Genomic DNA, 16,762 nt, shown 5'->3' on the forward strand with positions numbered 1-16,762 from the left:
GTGCGGGGACCGGTCTTAACCGACCGCGCCTTCCATCTGCAGCTCGATCAGCCGGTTGAGCTCGAGGGCGTACTCCATGGGCAGTTCCTTGGCGATCGGCTCGACGAAGCCGCGCACGATCATCGCCATCGCCTCGAACTCGCTCAGACCGCGGCTCATCAGGTAGAAGAGCTGGTCCTCGGAGACCTTGGAGACGGTCGCCTCGTGGCCCATGGACACGTCGTCCTCGCGGACGTCCACGTAGGGGTACGTGTCGGAGCGGGAGATGGTGTCGACGAGCAGCGCGTCGCACAGCACGTTGGACTTCGAGCCGTGGGCGCCCTCTCCGATCTCGACCAGACCGCGGTACGAGGTACGGCCGCCACCACGCGCCACCGACTTCGACACGATGTTGGAGGAGGTGTTCGGCGCCATGTGGACCATCTTGGAGCCGGCGTCCTGGTGCTGGCCCTCGCCCGCGAAGGCGATGGAGAGGGTCTCGCCCTTGGCGTGCTCGCCCATCAGGTAGACGGCCGGGTACTTCATCGTCACCTTGGAGCCGATGTTGCCGTCGATCCACTCCATGGTCGCGCCCTCGTAGGCGACGGCGCGCTTGGTGACCAGGTTGTAGACGTTGTTCGACCAGTTCTGGATGGTCGTGTAGCGGCAGCGGGCGTTCTTCTTGACGATGATCTCGACGACCGCGGAGTGCAGCGAGTCCGACTTGTAGATCGGGGCCGTGCAACCCTCGACGTAGTGCACGTAGGCACCCTCGTCGACGATGATCAGCGTCCGCTCGAACTGGCCCATGTTCTCCGTGTTGATGCGGAAGTAGGCCTGGAGCGGGATCTCGACGTGCACGCCCGGCGGGACGTAGATGAAGGAGCCGCCCGACCACACGGCGGTGTTCAGCGACGCGAACTTGTTGTCGCCGACCGGGATGACGGTGCCGAAGTACTCCTTGAAGAGCTCCGGGTGCTCCTTCAGGGCCGTGTCGGTGTCCAGGAAGATGACGCCCTGCTCCTCCAGGTCCTCGCGGATCTGGTGGTAGACGACCTCGGACTCGTACTGGGCCGCGACACCGGCGACGAGGCGCTGCTTCTCCGCCTCGGGGATGCCGAGCTTGTCGTACGTGTTCTTGATGTCCTCGGGCAGGTCCTCCCAGGACTCCGCCTGCTTCTCCGTGGAACGCACGAAGTACTTGATGTTGTCGAAGTCGATGCCGGACAGGTCCGAGCCCCAGTTCGGCATGGGCTTCTTGTCGAACAGCCGCAGACCCTTGAGACGGAGCTTGGTCATCCAGTCCGGCTCGTTCTTCTTCGCGGAGATGTCACGGACGACGTCCTCGCTCAGACCACGCTTCGCAGAGGCGCCGGCTTCGTCGGAGTCGGCCCAGCCGTATTCGTACTTGCCCAGACCCTCGAGCTCAGGGTGGGCAGTCTCCTCGATGGGGAGAGTCATGCGGGGTTCCTCCCGGCCGTGCTTGCAGGTGCGTTATGGGTGGTGTGGGAAATCTTGGGGATGAACGTCGTGCAGACGCCGTCGCCGTGTGCGATGGTCGCCAGTCGCTGGACGTGAGTTCCGAGCAGCTCGGCGAAGATCTCCGTCTCCGCCTCGCACAGCTGGGGGAACTGCTCCGCGACATGGGCGACCGGGCAGTGGTGCTGGCAGAGCTGCTCGCCTTTTTGAGGGAGGGGTGCGCTGCGCGCCGTAGCAGCGTACCCGTCGGCGCTCAAGGCCTTGGCCAGGGCTTCGGTGCGCTCGTCCGGGCTGACGGCCTCGATCGCCTTGCGGTACGCGCTCGCCTGGGCGGCGATCCGGGCCCGGGCGAAGGCGGCGACCGCCTCGCTCCCGCCCTCGCGCTCGGCGATCCACTTCAGGGCGTCCACGGCGAGCTTGTCGTACGACTGGTCGAAGGCGTCGCGGCCGCAGTCGGTGAGCGCGAAGACCTTGGCGGGACGGCCACGCGTGCGTGTGCCGTACACCCGCTGTTCCCTGGCCTCCACGACATCGTCCGCGACCAGCGCGTCCAGATGCCGTCGAACGGCGGCCTGGGTGAGCCCCAGCCGGCCCGCCAGCTCGGCGACGGTCGACGGCCCGTGGTCCAGGATGGACCGCGCGACCCGGTTGCGCGTCGAACGCTCCCCGGTCGCGAGCTCCTCCTGAGGGGCCCCCGTGGGGGTCTCCCGAGCCTCGCCGACGTTTTTCACAACGCCATTGTTGCGTAATTCCTCAGGACCGGGCAAGCCACGTCCGCCCGCCTCGACGGTGCGCTGCGTCACTTAGGCATACCTAATCTGACCTGCGGAAACGATCTTTGATCGATCAAATCGCTGGCGCCGCACGGCCTCGTCCGGAACACTCCGGAACCATGCCCACACCCCCTCCGACCGGCCCTCTTGTCACCCGGAGCACCCTTGCCGAGCAGTTGTGCGAGCTGGGCGTCCGAAGCGGTGAAACCCTCCTCGTGCACTCCTCGCTGAGCTCGCTCGGCTGGGTCTGCGGAGGTCCCGTCGCGGTCGTCCAAGGTCTGCTAGACGCCCTCGGCCCGGACGGCACACTGGTCGTCCCCACTCAGAGCGGCGATCTCTCCGACCCGGCGGTGTGGGGAAACCCGCCCGTGCCCGAGGAGTGGTGGGAGGCGATCCGGGCCACGATGCCCGCGTACGACCCCCTGGTCACGCCCACGCGCGGGGTCGGCGTCATCCCCGAAACCGTGCGGACCTGGCCCGGAGCCCTGCGCAGCGCGCACCCCCAGACCTCGTTCGCCGCCGTCGGCCCGCGCGCGGCCGAAGTCCTGGACGGCCACGCCGTCGACTGCCGGCTCGGTGAGCGCAGCCCGCTGGCCCGACTGGAGAAGCTCCACGCGCGCGTGCTGCTGCTCGGCGCCGGCTACGACGCGTGCACGAGCTTCCACCTGGCCGAGTACCGGATCCCGGCGCCGTTGGTGAAGGTGGGGTGGCCGGGGCCCGTGGGGTGGGAGGTGGTGACCGAGGTGTCGATCAGCTCGGAGCGGTTCGACGAGCTGGGGCACGACTTCGAGCGGGACCGTCCGGTCGTGCGCGGGAAGGTGGGCGCGGCCGACGTACGGCTGTTCCCGGTGGCGGAGGCGGTGGCGTACGCGCAGCGGTGGCTGGGGACGCACCGGTCCCGCGAGGAGGAGATGTGAACCCGGCCGTTCGGGGGACCTCGGGCCTACCTAGACTCTGGAGCCATGCGAACTGAGCCCGTGGTCCAGGTCCAGGCCCTGGTGAAGCGGTACGGCGGCAAAACCGCGGTGGACGGCCTCGACCTGGTGGCCCGGGCCGGTGTCACCGCCGTACTCGGGCCCAATGGCGCGGGCAAGACCACGACCGTCGAGACCTGCGAGGGATACCGGAAGCCGGACTCCGGCACGGTGCGCGTCCTGGGGCTCGACCCGGTGAGACAGTCCGGCGAGCTGCGGCCCCGGATCGGCGTGATGCTCCAGTCCGGCGGCGTCTACTCGGGCGCGCGGGCCGACGAGATGCTGCGCCATGTCGCCAAGCTGCACGCGCATCCCCTGGACGTCGACGCCCTCATCACGCGGCTCGGACTGGACAGCTGCGGCCGGACCACGTACCGCCGCCTCTCCGGCGGCCAGCAGCAGCGGCTCGCGCTCGCCATGGCCGTGGTCGGCCGCCCGGAGCTGGTGTTCCTCGACGAGCCCACCGCCGGACTCGACCCGCAGGCCCGCCGGGCCACCTGGGACCTGATCCGGGACCTGCGCTCCGACGGCGTCTCCGTGATTCTCACCACCCACTACATGGACGAGGCCGAGCAGCTCGCCGACGACGTCGCGATCATCGACGCCGGCCGCGTCATCGCCCAGGGCTCTCCCGAGGAGCTGTGCCGCGGCGGCGCCGAGAACACCCTGCGCTTCACCGGCCGCCCCGGCCTCGACGTGGGGTCCCTGCTCAAGGCCCTGCCCGCCGACTGCACGGCCGCCGAGCTGACACCGGGCTCGTACCGGGTCGTCGGCAAGGTCGACCCGCAGCTGCTCGCGACGGTGACGTCGTGGTGTGCGCAGCACGGGGTGATGCCGGACCGGATCTCGGTCGAGCGGCACACCCTCGAAGACGTCTTCCTGGAGCTCACCGGTAAGGAGCTGCGCGCGTGACCGCCGTAGGCACAGGCACCGATACGGGTACGTACGCCCCGAAGCCGGGAGCCGCCCCCCTCCCCCGCATGATCGCGGCGCAGGCGGCCCTGGAGACGAAGATGCTGCTGCGCAACGGCGAGCAGCTGCTGCTGACCGTGGTGATCCCCACTCTGCTGCTGGTCCTGTTCAGCTCGGTGGACATCGTCGACACGGGCTCCGGCGAGGCCGTGGACTTCCTGGCCCCCGGCATCCTCGCGCTCGCCGTGATGTCGACGGCGTTCACCGGGCAGGCCATCGCCACGGGCTTCGAACGCCGGTACGGCGTGCTGAAGCGGCTGGCGTCCTCGCCGCTGCCGCGCTGGGCCCTGATGACGGCGAAGACGGCGTCGGTGCTGGTCACCGAGGTCCTCCAGATCGCCCTGCTGACGGTGATCGCCTTCGCGCTGGGCTGGTCGCCGCACGGCAACCCCGCGGCTGTCGTACTGCTGCTGGTCCTGGGGACGGCCGCCTTCTCCGGGCTCGGTCTGCTGATGGCCGGCACGCTCAAGGCCGAGGCCACCCTGGCCGCCGCCAACCTGGTCTTCCTGCTGCTGCTCGTCGGCGGCGGCGTGATCGTGCCGCTGGAGAAGTTCCCCTCCGGCGCCCAGGACGTCCTCGGTCTGCTGCCCATCTCCGCGCTCTCCGACGGACTGCGCGACGTGCTCCAGCACGGGGCCGGGATGCCCTGGGGAGACCTGGGGATCCTGGCCGTGTGGGCGGTCGCCGGGCTGGCGGCGGCCGGGCGCTGGTTCCGCTGGGAGTAGCCCGGCCGGCGGGCGAGCGGGACCCTCGTGAAAGCGTGCACAAGCGGCCGCCTACGATAGGGCGCGTGCCAAAGCTGACCCGCGCCGACGCCGTAGCGGCCGTGCGCAACCCGCTCGCCTTCATCGCCGCACGCTGGACCCCGACCCCGAGGACGGTCCAACGGGCGGCCCTCGCCGCACTCGTGATGTCGGTGGTCATCGTGGTCACCGGTGGCGCGGTGCGGCTCACCGGGTCCGGGCTCGGCTGCCCGACCTGGCCCAAGTGCACCGACGACTCGCTCACCGCGACCAGCGAGATGGGCCTGCACGGCGCCATCGAGTTCGGCAACCGCATGCTGACGTACGTCCTGTGCGCCGCCGTCGGCTGGGCGATCATCGCCGCGCGCTCCGAGAAGCCCTACCGGCGCGGTCTGACCCGGCTGGGCTGGGCGCAGTTCTGGATCGTGATGAGCAACGCGGTGCTCGGCGGCATCGTCGTCCTGGTCGGCCTCAACCCGTACACGGTCGCGGCCCACTTCGTGGCGACGTCCGCCCTGATCGCGGTCGCCACCGTGATGTGGCAGCGCACCCGGGAGGGCGACGCGCCGCCGCGTCCGCTGGTCGGCAAGGCGGTGCAGCAGCTGGTGTGGGTCCTGGTCGGGGCCTCGGTGCTGCTGATCCTGGTCGGCACGGTGGTGACCGGCGCCGGACCGCACGCGGGCGACTCCAGCGAGGTCGAGCGGATGCCGCTGGACTGGGAGAACGTCACCAAGCTGCATGCCGTGCTGGCCTGGATCGTGGTCACGCTGACCTTCGCCCTGTGGTTCGTCCTCAAGGCGGTCGACGCCCCGAAGGGCCCGCTGAACCGCACCCGCGACCTCTTCCTGATCCTCCTCGCCCAGGGCGTCATCGGCTATGTCCAGTACTTCACGGACCTCCCGGAGATCCTGGTCGGCCTGCACATGTTCGGCTCCGCCGTGACCTGGATCGCGGTGCTGCGGGTGACGCTCGCGCTGCGGGAACGGCCGTTCGACGAGTCCGAGATCCCGGCCCCGACGGCCGAGGCGGCGGTCGGCACGCGCGCGTGACTCAGCCGTACGCCGAAACCAGCTCGTCGATCGCCGGTCCCAGGTAGGCCCGCGTCAGCTCGGCCCTGCGCGCCGCCCACGCCTCGCTCGGCGGTGGCGGCGCGCAGTCGTCGTAGCGGCGTCTGCGGATGTCCTCCACGACCTCGGCGGGTGCCCCGAGGCCGGGCAGCAGGTCCAGTGCCTCACGCTTGGAGATCAGCCGGCCGTCGCGCAGGGTCACGCTCGCCCGGGCGAAGGTGATCGTCCCCAGGGCGACCCACACGTCGCGGGTCCACAGCGGTGCGTTGTCGACGGCCGGGCGCCAGTAGTCCCGTTGATCGCGTACGACGAAGTCGGCGAGCTCCCGGTCCGGCACCGGCGGCAGCAGACCGGCGGGCGCCCGGCCGTGCAGCACCCGGCCGAAGGCGTGCAGCTCACGCCGGGTCACCGGGCTCACCGTCCGTTTGTAGAGCTCCTGGTGCGCCCAGGTGAGGTGGCGCCGGTCGGCGTCGTCCATCGTGTCCGGCGTCAGGTACGTGCAGTGCAGCTGCGCCGCGAGCGGCTCGGACCGCAGCCTGGCGTGGAGCTTCGCCACCCGCCAGAGAGTGCGGGGCGTCAGCGGCCCTTCGAGTACGGCGATCAGGTCCAGGTCGCTGCGGCCCTCCTGGTAGTCACCGCCGGCGAGCGAGCCGTGCGCCCAGACGGCGACGGGATCCAGGGAGGTCAGTTCGTGAAGGAAGCGGTCGAGTAAGGCGTCGGTCGGCATCCGCCCAGTCTGTACAACTCACTCCACCCCGTACACCCGTCTGGCGTTGCCCGCCGCCACCATTCCCGCGACCCGCTGCGCGTCCCCCAGGGACCACGCCCCCTCCGCGACCCAGCCGCCGAGCACCCTGGCGAGGGCCTCGCGGAAGAGCCGGGCGCCGACCACGTGCAGCTCGGGCAGGCCCTGCGCGCCGCTGGAGAAGAGGATCTTGCCGAAGGGGGCCAGTTCGAGGATCTCGGCGAGGATCGTGGCCGCGCGGGCGCCGGTGCGGATGAGGGCGGCGCCCGAGTCGGCGTAGACGTGCGGGAAGACGCCTGCGAGATGGGCGGCGTGCCGGTGGTACGGGTAGCCGTGCAGCAGGACCAGGTCGGTGCCGAGACCGGCCGTGGCGCGGACGAAGTCCGTGAGCAGCACCGGGTCCGTACGGTCGATGCGCAGCCCCGGCTCCCCCAGCCCCGCGTGCAGTTGCAACGGCAGTCCCGACGCCACCGCGATCCACAGCAGATGCCGGAGCAGCACCGGGTCGCTCAGTTCACCGCCGACCCTGCGCGCCGCCAGCCAGCGCCCCGCCGCGCCGCGTACCTCTCCCGGCCCGGGCGGTTCGGGCGCGAGCGCGAGCCCGTGTCGTACGCCCGCCACGGAGGTGAAGGCCACCGCGTTCGCCGCGGCGCCGTGCACCGACTCGGCGAGGTTGGCCAGGAAGGACTCGACCGTGCCTGAGGTGTCGGCGACCTGTTCGGCGAGGAGTTCGAGCCGCACGATCTCGTGGACCTCGGCGGACGCGGTGGACGCCATCTCCGGGGGGCCGGTGAGGTCGCCGGGCAGGCCGGTGTCGATCAGGTACGTCGTGATGCCGCTGCCCCGCAGCAGACGCCGGCCGGCCTCCAGTACGCCGAGTTCACGACGGCGGGCGAGGTAGCGGGCGGGTGGGCAGTGCGGTTCCAGACCGAGCAGCGGGGGACACCAGCGGCGTACGGCGAAGCCGGTCTGGGTGTCGAAGATGGTGGTGCCGGGGGCGGGTGGGCCTTCGGTGCGGGCCAGCTGGGCCTCGAAGGTGCCGAGGCCCAGCTCCGTTTTGAGTACCCCGTGGCAGTACTGGTCCACGAGGGACGGCGTGTCGATCATCCGGGCTCCCCGTGGGTGGACTGTGTTTGCTACAGGTCCTAACGGGTGAACCGGTGAGTTGGTGTTGCGTAAGGGGGAGGGTGGCTCAGGTTGTTCGGCGGGTGCGGGTGCTTTGTGGCCGATCGCGCCCACGCGGCGGAGCCGCAAATCGACACAGCCCCGCGCCCCTGAGAGACCAGGGCGCTGCTCAGCCGCCGATCTGGATGCCGGCCATCCTCTTCCACTCGTACGGGCCGGTCTCCACCTTCGCCGCGAACTCGCCGTCGAAGGACTCGTGGCGGGTGACGCCGGCCTTCTCCACCGCCTGTTCGGCGATCTCGTACGTCGGTGCCACCAGGTCGCCCCAGCCGCCGTCCTCGCCGACGAGCACGATGCGGGCGCCGCGCTGTCCGATGTACGCGACCTGGGCCTCGGCGCCGCCGTGGGACTTCGCGAAGGCGTTGATCTGCTTGGCCAGCTTGGCCACCTTGTCTGCCATGGCCAGGATGCTACTCGCGGGTAGATCAGCTGGCGAGAGCAGGGCCCTGTGACCTACGTCAGAGTGACGTCAGCGCAGGAACGGGTCCACCGCCACCGCCACGAACAGCAGCGAGACGTAGGTGATGGACCAGTGGAACAGGCGCATCTCCTTCAGCTTCGCGCCCGTCACCTCCGCCTTCGCCCGGTTCTGCAGGGCGTGCGCCTCCCACAGCCACCAGCCGCCCGCGGCCAGCGCGACCGCGGTGTAGAACCAGCCCGTGTAGCCGAGCGGCGTCAGCAGGAGGGACACCGCGACCATCACCCAGCTGTAGATGACGATCTGCTTGGCGACGACCTTGTTGGAGGCCATGACGGGGAGCATGGGGACGCCCACGCGCGCGTAGTCCTCCTTCACCTTCATGGACAGCGGCCAGTAGTGCGGCGGCGTCCAGAAGAAGATGACCAGGAAGAGGATGAGCGGCGCCCAGGTGAGGGAGTTGGTGACGGCCGTCCAGCCGATCAGCACCGGCATACAGCCCGCGATGCCGCCCCACACGATGTTCTGCGACGTACGGCGCTTGAGGATCATCGTGTAGACGACGACGTAGAAGAGGAGTGCGCCGAGGGAGAGCCAGGCGCTCAGCCAGTTGACGGTGAGGCCGAACAGCAGTGTCGAGGCGACCGCGAGCGTGATGCCGAAGGCGAGGCACTCGCGCGGGCTGACCACGCCGGTGACGAGCGGGCGCTGCGAGGTGCGGTCCATGAGCGCGTCGATGTCGCGGTCGATGTACATGTTCAGCGCGTTGGCGCCACCCGCGGACAGGTAGCCGCCGACGCAGGTGAGCAGCACCAGACCGAGGTCCGGCACACCCTGCTCGGCCAGGAACATCACCGGAACGGTGGTGATGAGCAGCAGCTCGATGATCCGCGGCTTCGTCAGCGCCACGAACCCCATGACCCGGGCCTTTACCGGCCGTCGGCTCGGGCTCTGGCTCGTCCCGATAATCCCCGCTGGACGGGATTCAACGGCCGTCACGCACACCCCTGACAGAGACATCCCAGCAAGCCTCCCCGTGTGAAGTCCCGGTAAAGGCTCGCGCGTACCACGCCACTGTAGACGTTGCCCAGACCCGGACATTCGCGGGGGTGGGGTCGTGTTGGAGGGCACCGTCCGACGGGCGCGCCGAAGCTCGATTGAGCACCCGGATGAGCGGCTGCGTATTCACTTGCCGAATGCGGAACGACCCGGTCGGGAGGCACATCCCGACGACTCCCGGCAGTCTGGAATGACTCGAAAAAACGCGCGTACTTCCAGGGGTAGGCTCGACAACGGCCGGCCGACGCCGAGAACGCCGGCAGCCGGTGGGCGTGTGCCCGTGACACCGGCAACCGACATGTGGAGAGGAGCCCTGACCCAGGGTGAGCACCAAGCCGACCACCACAGACCTCGAGTGGACCGAGTTGGACCAGCGGGCCGTGGACACCGCCCGCGTCCTGGCCGCCGACGCCGTACAGAAGGTCGGTAACGGCCATCCGGGTACGGCGATGAGCCTGGCGCCTGCCGCCTACACCCTCTTCCAGAAGGTGATGCGGCACGACCCGGCGGACGCCGACTGGGTCGGGCGCGACCGCTTCGTGCTGTCCGCCGGCCATTCGTCCCTGACCCTCTACACCCAGTTGTACCTGGCCGGCTTCGGTCTGGAGCTGGACGACCTGAAGGCGTTCCGGACGTGGGGCTCGAAGACCCCCGGCCACCCGGAGTACGGCCACACCACGGGCGTCGAGACGACGACCGGTCCGCTGGGCCAGGGTGTCGCCAACGCCGTCGGCATGGCGATGGCCGCCCGCTACGAGCGCGGTCTGTTCGACCCGGAGGCCGCCGAGGGCACCTCCCCCTTCGACCACTTCGTGTACTGCATCGCCGGTGACGGCTGCCTCCAGGAGGGCATCTCCGCCGAGGCGTCCTCGCTGGCCGGGCACCAGAAGCTCGGCAACCTGGTCCTGCTGTGGGACGACAACCACATCTCGATCGAGGGCGACACCGAGACGGCCGTCTCCGAGGACACCGTCAAGCGGTACGAGGCGTACGGCTGGCATGTGCAGCGGATCGCCCCGAAGCCGGACGGCGACCTCGACCCGCACGCCATCTACAACGCGATCGAGGAAGCGAAGAAGGTGACGGACAAGCCGTCCTTCATCGCCATGCGCTCGATCATCGCCTGGCCCGCCCCGAACGCCCAGAACACCGAGGCCGCCCACGGCTCGGCGCTCGGCGACGAGGAGGTCGCGGCCACCAAGCGCGTCCTCGGCTTCGACCCGGAGCAGTCCTTCGAGGTGGCCGACGAGGTCATCGCCCACACCCGGGCTGCCCTGGAGCGGGGCGCGCAGGCGAAGGCCGAGTGGGAGAAGTCCTTCCAGCTGTGGCGGGACAACAACCCCGAGCGTGCCGCCGAGTTCGACCGGATCAGCAAGGGCGAGCTGCCCACCGGCTGGGAGGAGAAGGTCCCGGTCTTCGAGCCCGGCAAGGGCGTCGCGACGCGTGCCGCGTCCGGCAAGATCCTCCAGGCACTCGGTGCGGTCGTCCCGGAGCTGTGGGGCGGCTCGGCCGACCTCGCCGGCTCCAACAACACGACGATCGACAAGACGTCGTCGTTCCTCCCGGCGGACAACCCGCTCCCGGAGGCGGACCCGTACGGCCGCACGATCCACTTCGGCATCCGCGAGCACTCCATGGCCGCGGAGATGAACGGCATCGCGCTGCACGGCAACACCCGTATCTACGGCGGCACGTTCCTCGTGTTCTCCGACTACATGCGCAACGCGGTGCGCCTGTCGGCGCTGATGCACCTGCCGGTGACGTACGTGTGGACGCACGACTCCATCGGTCTCGGTGAGGACGGCCCGACGCACCAGCCGGTCGAGCACCTCGCGTCGCTGCGCGCGATTCCGGGGCTGAACGTGGTCCGTCCGGCCGACGCCAACGAGACCGCGGTCGCCTGGCGCGAGATCCTCAAGCGCTACACCAAGGAGTTCGGCAAGGGCGCCCCGCACGGTCTGGCGCTGACCCGTCAGGGTGTGCCGACGTACGAGGCCAACGAGGACGCCGCGCGCGGCGGTTACGTGCTGTTCGAGGCCGAGGGCGGCGAGCCGCAGGTCGTGCTCATCGCGACCGGTTCCGAGGTGCACGTCGCCGTCGAGGCGCGCGAGCGGCTGCAGGCCGACGGGGTGCCGACGCGGGTCGTGTCCATGCCGTCCGTGGAGTGGTTCGAGGAGCAGGACCAGGGGTACCGGGAGAGCGTTCTGCCGCCGGCCGTCAAGGCGCGGGTCGCGGTGGAGGCCGGGATCGGTCTCACCTGGCACAAGTACGTCGGGGACGCGGGTCGCATCGTTTCCCTGGAGCACTTCGGTGCTTCGGCCGACGGCAAGGTCCTTTTCCGGGAGTACGGCTTCACTGCCGAGAACGTGGCTGCCGTCGCGCGGGAATCCCTCGCCGCGGCCCAGCGCTGACGCTCATATACGAGACGTAGGAGTTTGATTTTCCATGACAGACGCATTGAAGCGCCTCTCCGAGGAGGGCGTCGCGATCTGGCTGGACGACCTGTCGCGCCAGCGCATCACGTCCGGCAACCTCGCCGAGCTGATCGACCAGCAGCACGTCGTGGGTGTCACCACCAACCCGACGATCTTCCAGAAGGCGATCAGCAGCGGCGACGGCTACGACCAGCAGGTCGCCGACCTCGCCGCCCGCAAGGTGACGGTCGAAGAGGCGATCCGCATGATCACCACGGCGGACGTCCGGGACGCCGCCGACATCCTGCGCCCGGTCTTCGACGCCACCGGCGGCCAGGACGGCCGGGTGTCGATCGAGGTCGACCCGCGTCTGGCCCACAACACCCGGGCCACCGTCGCCGAGGCCAAGCAGCTGGCCTGGCTCGTCGACCGCCCGAACACCCTGATCAAGATCCCGGCCACCCGGGCGGGCCTGCCGGCGATCACCGAGGTCATCGGCCTCGGCATCAGCGTCAACGTCACGCTGATCTTCTCGCTGGAGCGCTACCGCGAGGTCATGAACGCCTACCTCGCGGGCCTGGAGAAGGCCAAGGCCAAGGGCCTGGACCTGTCCAAGATCCAGTCGGTGGCGTCCTTCTTCGTGTCCCGTGTGGACACCGAGATCGACAAGCGGATCGACGCGCTCGGCACCGACGCGGCCAAGGCCGCGCGCGGCAAGGCGGGCGTGGCCAACGCGCGGCTCGCCTACCAGGCGTACGAGGAGGTCTTCGCCTCCGACCGCTGGAGCGCGCTGGAGAACGCGGGTGCCAACAAGCAGCGTCCGCTGTGGGCCTCGACCGGTGTGAAGGACAAGGCCTACAAGCCGACCCTGTACGTCGACGACCTGGTCGCGCCGAACACGGTCAACACCATGCCGGAGGCCACCCTGGAGGCCACCGAGGCGCAGGGCGAGATCACCGGCAACACCATCGCGGGCACCTACCAGCAGGCGCGCGCCGACCTGGACGCGGTGGAGGCGCTCGGCATCTCCTACGACGAGGTGGTGCAGCTGCTGGAGGACGAGGGCGTCGAGAAGTTCGAGGCGTCCTGGAACGACCTGCTCAAGTCGACCGAGGCGGAGCTGGAGCGCCTCGCCCCCTCGGAGGGCTGATCCCTTGTCACCCTTTACCGTCACGGAAGCGAACCCGCTTCGTGACGCCGCCGACCGACGGCTCCCGCGTATCGCGGGGCCGTCGGGCCTGGTGATTTTCGGCGTTACGGGCGATTTGTCACGTAAGAAGCTGATGCCGGCGGTTTATGACCTCGCGAACCGGGGTCTGCTGCCGCCGGGTTTCTCGCTGGTCGGCTTCGCCCGCCGCGAGTGGGCCCACGAGGACTTCGCCCAAGAGGTCCACGACGCGGTCAAGGAGCACGCCCGCACCCCCTTCCGTGAGGAGGTCTGGCAGCAGCTCATCCAGGGCATGCGCTTCGTGCAGGGCACCTTCGACGACGACGCCGCCTTCGAGCGGCTGCGCGGCACCATCGAGGAGCTGGACAAGGCCCAGGGCACGGGCGGCAACTTCGCCTTCTACCTGTCGGTGCCGCCGCGTTCCTTCCCGGTGGTCATCCAGCAGCTGAAGAAGCACGGCCTCGCCGACCAGACGCCGAGTTCCTGGCGGCGCGCGGTCATCGAGAAGCCGTTCGGCCACGACCTGGCCTCCGCCGAGGAGCTCAACAAGGTCGTGCACGAGGTCTTCGCCCCGGACCAGGTCTTCCGCATCGACCACTACCTGGGCAAGGAGACCGTCCAGAACATCCTGGCGCTGCGCTTCGCCAACACGATGTTCGAGCCGATCTGGAACCGGTCCTTCGTGGACCATGTGCAGATCACCATGGCCGAGGACATCGGCATCGGCGGCCGGGCGGGTTATTACGACGGCATCGGCGCGGCACGCGATGTCATCCAGAACCACCTGCTCCAGCTCATGGCGCTGACGGCCATGGAGGAGCCGGCTTCCTTCGACGCGGACGCGCTGGCGGCGGAGAAGACCAAGGTGCTCGGTGCCGTACGGCTGCCGAAGGACCTGGGCCGGGACACGGTGTTCGGGCAGTACGCGGCCGGCTGGCAGGGCGGCGCGAAGGCGGTCGGGTACCTCCAGGAGGAGGGCATCGACGCCAACTCCAAGACCGACACGTACGCCGCGATCAGGCTGGGCATCGACAACCGCCGCTGGGCGGGCGTCCCCTTCTATCTGCGCACCGGCAAGCGTCTTGGCCGCCGTGTCACGGAGATCGCGGTGGTCTTCCAGCGCGCGCCGCACTCCCCCTTCGACCACACGGCGACGGAGGAGCTCGGCAAGAACGCGATCGTCATCCGCGTCCAGCCGGACGAGGGCGTCACCGTCCGCTTCGGTTCGAAGGTGCCGGGCACCTCGATGGAGATCCGGGACGTGTCGATGGACTTCGCGTACGGCGAGTCCTTCACGGAGTCCTCGCCCGAGGCGTACGAGCGTCTGATCCTGGACGTCCTGCTCGGCGACTCGAACCTCTTCCCGCGCACCGAGGAGGTCGAGCTGTCCTGGAAGATCCTCGACCCGATCGAGGAGTACTGGGACAAGCACGGCAGGCCCGCCCAGTACCCGGCCGGTACCTGGGGCCCCGTCGAGGCGGACGAAATGCTCGAGCGAGACGGACGGAGCTGGCGCCGGCCATGAAGATAGACCTGACCGACACCACGTCCAGCAAGATCAACAAGGCGCTGGTGCAGGGCCGTCGGGCCATCGGCACTCCGGCCGTCGGCATGGTGCTCACCCTGGTCATCGTGACGGACGAGGAGAACGCCTACGACGCGCTGAAGGCCGCCAACGACGCCTCGCACGAGCACCCCTCGCGCACGCTGGTCGTCATCAAGCGGGTCTCGCGCTCGCCCCGCGACCGTACGCAGTCCCGGCTGGACGCCGAGGTGCGGGTGGGCGCGGACGCGGGCACCGGCGAGACGGTGGTGCTGCGGCTGTACGGCGAGGTGTCCGACCACGCCCAGTCGGTGGTCCTGCCGCTGTTGCTGCCGGACGCGCCGGTGGTGGTCTGGTGGCCGGTGAACGCACCGCTCGACCCGGCGAACGACCCGCTGGGCGCGCTGGCCCAGCGCCGGGTGACCGACACCTACGCCTCGGAGCAGCCGGTACGGGAGCTGTCGTCCCGTGCCGACACCTACACCCCCGGCGACACCGACCTGTCCTGGACCCGGATCACGCCGTGGCGCTCGATGCTGGCGGCGGCTCTGGACCAGGTGGTCTGCGAGGTGAAGGCCGTCGAGGTGGAGGGCGAGGAGTTCAACCCGAGCTGTGAGCTGCTGGCGATGTGGCTCGCGGACCGGCTGGACGTCCCCGTGAAGCGGTCGCTGTCGTCGGGCCCCGGCCTGACGGCGGTCCGGATGGACACCGACTGCGGCCCGATCACCCTGGACCGTGCGGACGGCTCCCTGGCGACCCTCTCCATCCAGGGCCAGCCGGACCGCGCGGTGGCGCTGAAGCGACGCGAGACGGCCGAGCTGATCGCGGAGGAGCTGCGCCGGCTCGACCCGGACGACACGTACGCGTCGGCGCTGCGGTTCGGGGTGGAGCGGCTGAACTCCGGCCCGGTTTCGGCGGTCCGGGGCGCGGAGGCGGCCGAGGCGGCGGTGGCGAAGGCCGTACAGGCCGTGGCGCTGGCCGAGGCGGCGGTGGCGAAGGCGGAGGAGTCGCCTTCGGACCGGGCCGGGGAGTCTGGTGCGGGAGAGGGTGGTGAGGGGTCGCCGGCCAAAGGAGCAGCGGTCGGAACGCCCGCCGAACTCGCTGCGAAGGCTTCCGCGGCGTCCTCAGCATCCTCGAAGGAAGCGAAGGCGCAGGAACCGGTGACGAGGGCGGCGGCGAAGTGAGTACTCCGCAGCTGGTCGTGCACCACGACAAGGAGCTGATGGCGCAGGCCGCCGCGGCTCGCCTGATCACGAAGATCGTGGACGCGCAGGCCTCCCGGGGCAGCGCGTCCGTGGTCCTCACGGGCGGCCGCAACGGCAACGGCCTCCTCGCCGCGCTGGCGGCGGCCCCCGCCCGTGACGCCATCGACTGGGGCCGGCTGGACCTCTGGTGGGGCGACGAGCGCTTCCTGCCCGAGGGCGACCCCGAGCGCAACGTCACGCAAGCGCGCGAGGCTCTGCTGGACTCCGTGCCGCTCGATCCGAAGCGGGTGCATGCCATGCCGGCGTCGGACGGCCCCTTCGGGGCGGACGTGGAGGCGGCGGCCGACTCGTACGCGGAGGAGTTGGCGAGGGCGGCGGGCCCCGAGAACCACGGGTCCGTCCCCACCTTCGACGTCCTGATGCTGGGCGTGGGTCCCGACACGCACGTGGCCTCCCTCTTCCCCGAACTCCCCGCGGTACGGGAGACGGACCGCAGCGTGGTCGGTGTCCACGGCGCGCCGAAGCCGCCGCCGACCCGGGTGACGCTCACGCTTCCCGCGATCCGGGCGGCGCGGGAGGTGTGGCTGTTGGCCGCCGGGGAGGACAAGGCCCGGGCCGCGGCCATCGCCCTCTCGGGCGCGGGCGAGATCCAGGCGCCGGCTGCCGGGGCGTACGGCCGTTCCAGAACCCTGTGGCTACTGGACGCGGCGGCAGCATCCCAGCTGCCACGCTCGCTGTACCCGCCGGCGTCGGCGTAAACGGGCGGGGCGGCGAGGCTTAGTTTCGCCCCCGCCGCCCCTACCCGTCCCATCCCTGGGGGCTACGCCCCCAGACCCCCGCTGTCGGCCCTCCGGGCCTCGTCCTCAAACGCCGGACGGGCTGAAAAGACCGCCCCCAGCGGGTGGGTGAGGGATCGGGACGGCGGTCGCCTCGTCCTCAAACGCCGGACAGGCTGAAAGACCCACGCCCGGCCGGCAAATCCAGCCCCTCCGGCGTTTGAGGAGCGGGGTCTGGGGCGGAGCCCCAGAAAGGGGCGCG

Annotated in this window: 15 protein-coding genes; 9 read left to right on the top strand and 6 right to left on the bottom strand. The window is 70.2% G+C overall.

From position 1 onward, the window contains the following. Positions 1–15: 15 nt before the first annotated feature. Positions 16–1,440, bottom strand: a complete 1,425-nt coding sequence (gene sufB, locus L0P92_RS22235; RefSeq protein WP_062719203.1) for a Fe-S cluster assembly protein SufB — start codon at positions 1,438–1,440, stop codon at positions 16–18. Further along, positions 1,437–2,189: a helix-turn-helix transcriptional regulator gene (locus tag L0P92_RS22240; protein WP_234764575.1), complete on the bottom strand. Its 753-nt coding sequence runs from the start codon at positions 2,187–2,189 to the stop codon at positions 1,437–1,439. The genes sufB and L0P92_RS22240 overlap by 4 nt, the downstream gene beginning before the upstream one ends. A 161-nt stretch (positions 2,190–2,350) precedes the next feature. Between L0P92_RS22240 and L0P92_RS22245 the strand changes: the two genes are divergently transcribed. From L0P92_RS22245 to L0P92_RS22260, 4 genes are all read left to right on the top strand, one after another. Next, a complete protein-coding gene (locus tag L0P92_RS22245) occupies positions 2,351–3,148 on the top strand; it encodes an AAC(3) family N-acetyltransferase (protein ID WP_234764576.1) in 798 nt (265 codons plus the stop codon). Between the two features lie 45 nt (positions 3,149–3,193). Next, the gene (locus L0P92_RS22250) at positions 3,194–4,117 is read left to right on the top strand and encodes an ABC transporter ATP-binding protein (RefSeq protein ID WP_234764577.1); all 924 of its coding nucleotides are present in this window, start codon (positions 3,194–3,196) and stop codon (positions 4,115–4,117) included. 68 nt (positions 4,118–4,185) lie between these two features. Beyond that, entirely contained in the window at positions 4,186–4,902 is a 717-nt protein-coding gene (locus L0P92_RS22255; RefSeq protein WP_234764587.1) for an ABC transporter permease, read from the top strand. A 74-nt stretch (positions 4,903–4,976) separates the two neighbouring features. Next, on the top strand, positions 4,977–5,969 hold the full coding sequence (locus L0P92_RS22260) for a COX15/CtaA family protein (RefSeq protein ID WP_234764588.1): 993 nt from the start codon (positions 4,977–4,979) through the stop codon (positions 5,967–5,969). A gap of 1 nt (position 5,970) precedes the next feature. Here L0P92_RS22260 and L0P92_RS22265 read toward each other — a convergent pair whose 3' ends face one another. The 4 genes from L0P92_RS22265 to L0P92_RS22280 all read right to left on the bottom strand — a co-directional run bounded on the left by L0P92_RS22265 (position 5,971) and on the right by L0P92_RS22280 (position 9,355). Further along, entirely contained in the window at positions 5,971–6,714 is a 744-nt protein-coding gene (locus tag L0P92_RS22265; protein WP_234764578.1) for a nucleotidyltransferase domain-containing protein, read from the bottom strand. An 18-nt stretch (positions 6,715–6,732) separates the two neighbouring features. Beyond that, complete coding sequence (locus L0P92_RS22270; RefSeq protein ID WP_234764579.1) at positions 6,733–7,839, bottom strand: amidohydrolase family protein; 1,107 nt, start codon at positions 7,837–7,839, stop codon at positions 6,733–6,735. A 187-nt stretch (positions 7,840–8,026) separates the two neighbouring features. After that, positions 8,027–8,317, bottom strand: a complete 291-nt coding sequence (locus tag L0P92_RS22275) for a hypothetical protein (RefSeq protein WP_234764580.1) — start codon at positions 8,315–8,317, stop codon at positions 8,027–8,029. 69 nt (positions 8,318–8,386) lie between these two features. Beyond that, entirely contained in the window at positions 8,387–9,355 is a 969-nt protein-coding gene (locus tag L0P92_RS22280; RefSeq protein ID WP_234764581.1) for a heme o synthase, read from the bottom strand. Between the two features lie 362 nt (positions 9,356–9,717). Here L0P92_RS22280 and tkt point away from each other — a divergent pair, with 362 nt between their 5' ends. From tkt to pgl, 5 genes are read left to right on the top strand one after another with little or no spacing between them, the layout of a single operon-like run. Further along, a complete protein-coding gene (gene tkt, locus L0P92_RS22285) occupies positions 9,718–11,805 on the top strand; it encodes a transketolase (protein WP_234764582.1) in 2,088 nt (695 codons plus the stop codon). 34 nt (positions 11,806–11,839) lie between these two features. Next, a complete protein-coding gene (tal, locus tag L0P92_RS22290) occupies positions 11,840–12,958 on the top strand; it encodes a transaldolase (protein WP_234764583.1) in 1,119 nt (372 codons plus the stop codon). Positions 12,959–12,962: 4 nt separating this feature from the next. Next, positions 12,963–14,501: a glucose-6-phosphate dehydrogenase gene (gene zwf, locus L0P92_RS22295; RefSeq protein WP_234764584.1), complete on the top strand. Its 1,539-nt coding sequence runs from the start codon at positions 12,963–12,965 to the stop codon at positions 14,499–14,501. Continuing rightward, positions 14,498–15,703, top strand: coding sequence for a glucose-6-phosphate dehydrogenase assembly protein OpcA (gene opcA / locus L0P92_RS22300; protein WP_234764585.1), 1,206 nt, complete (start codon positions 14,498–14,500; stop codon positions 15,701–15,703). The genes zwf and opcA overlap by 4 nt, the downstream gene beginning before the upstream one ends. Continuing rightward, on the top strand, positions 15,700–16,482 hold the full coding sequence (gene pgl, locus L0P92_RS22305; protein ID WP_234764586.1) for a 6-phosphogluconolactonase: 783 nt from the start codon (positions 15,700–15,702) through the stop codon (positions 16,480–16,482). The genes opcA and pgl overlap by 4 nt, the downstream gene beginning before the upstream one ends. The last annotated feature ends 280 nt before the right edge of the window (positions 16,483–16,762 follow it).

This window comes from Streptomyces muensis, assembly GCF_021474425.1.
Taxonomy (GTDB): Bacteria; Actinomycetota; Actinomycetes; order Streptomycetales; family Streptomycetaceae; genus Streptomyces; species Streptomyces muensis.

Bases quoted from the DNA above. Each gene is read 5' to 3' on its own strand.
- L0P92_RS22245 (WP_234764576.1), top strand. From the start codon at position 2,351: ATGCCCACACCCCCTCCGACCGGCCCTCTTGTCACCCGGAGCACCCTT.
- sufB (WP_062719203.1), bottom strand. From the start codon at position 1,440: ATGACTCTCCCCATCGAGGAGACTGCCCACCCTGAGCTCGAGGGTCTG.
- L0P92_RS22275 (WP_234764580.1), bottom strand. From the start codon at position 8,317: ATGGCAGACAAGGTGGCCAAGCTGGCCAAGCAGATCAACGCCTTCGCG.
- L0P92_RS22255 (WP_234764587.1), top strand. From the start codon at position 4,186: ATGATCGCGGCGCAGGCGGCCCTGGAGACGAAGATGCTGCTGCGCAAC.
- tal (WP_234764583.1), top strand. From the start codon at position 11,840: ATGACAGACGCATTGAAGCGCCTCTCCGAGGAGGGCGTCGCGATCTGG.
- L0P92_RS22265 (WP_234764578.1), bottom strand. From the start codon at position 6,714: ATGCCGACCGACGCCTTACTCGACCGCTTCCTTCACGAACTGACCTCC.
- L0P92_RS22250 (WP_234764577.1), top strand. From the start codon at position 3,194: ATGCGAACTGAGCCCGTGGTCCAGGTCCAGGCCCTGGTGAAGCGGTAC.
- L0P92_RS22280 (WP_234764581.1), bottom strand. From the start codon at position 9,355: ATGTCTCTGTCAGGGGTGTGCGTGACGGCCGTTGAATCCCGTCCAGCG.
- opcA (WP_234764585.1), top strand. From the start codon at position 14,498: ATGAAGATAGACCTGACCGACACCACGTCCAGCAAGATCAACAAGGCG.
- L0P92_RS22270 (WP_234764579.1), bottom strand. From the start codon at position 7,839: ATGATCGACACGCCGTCCCTCGTGGACCAGTACTGCCACGGGGTACTC.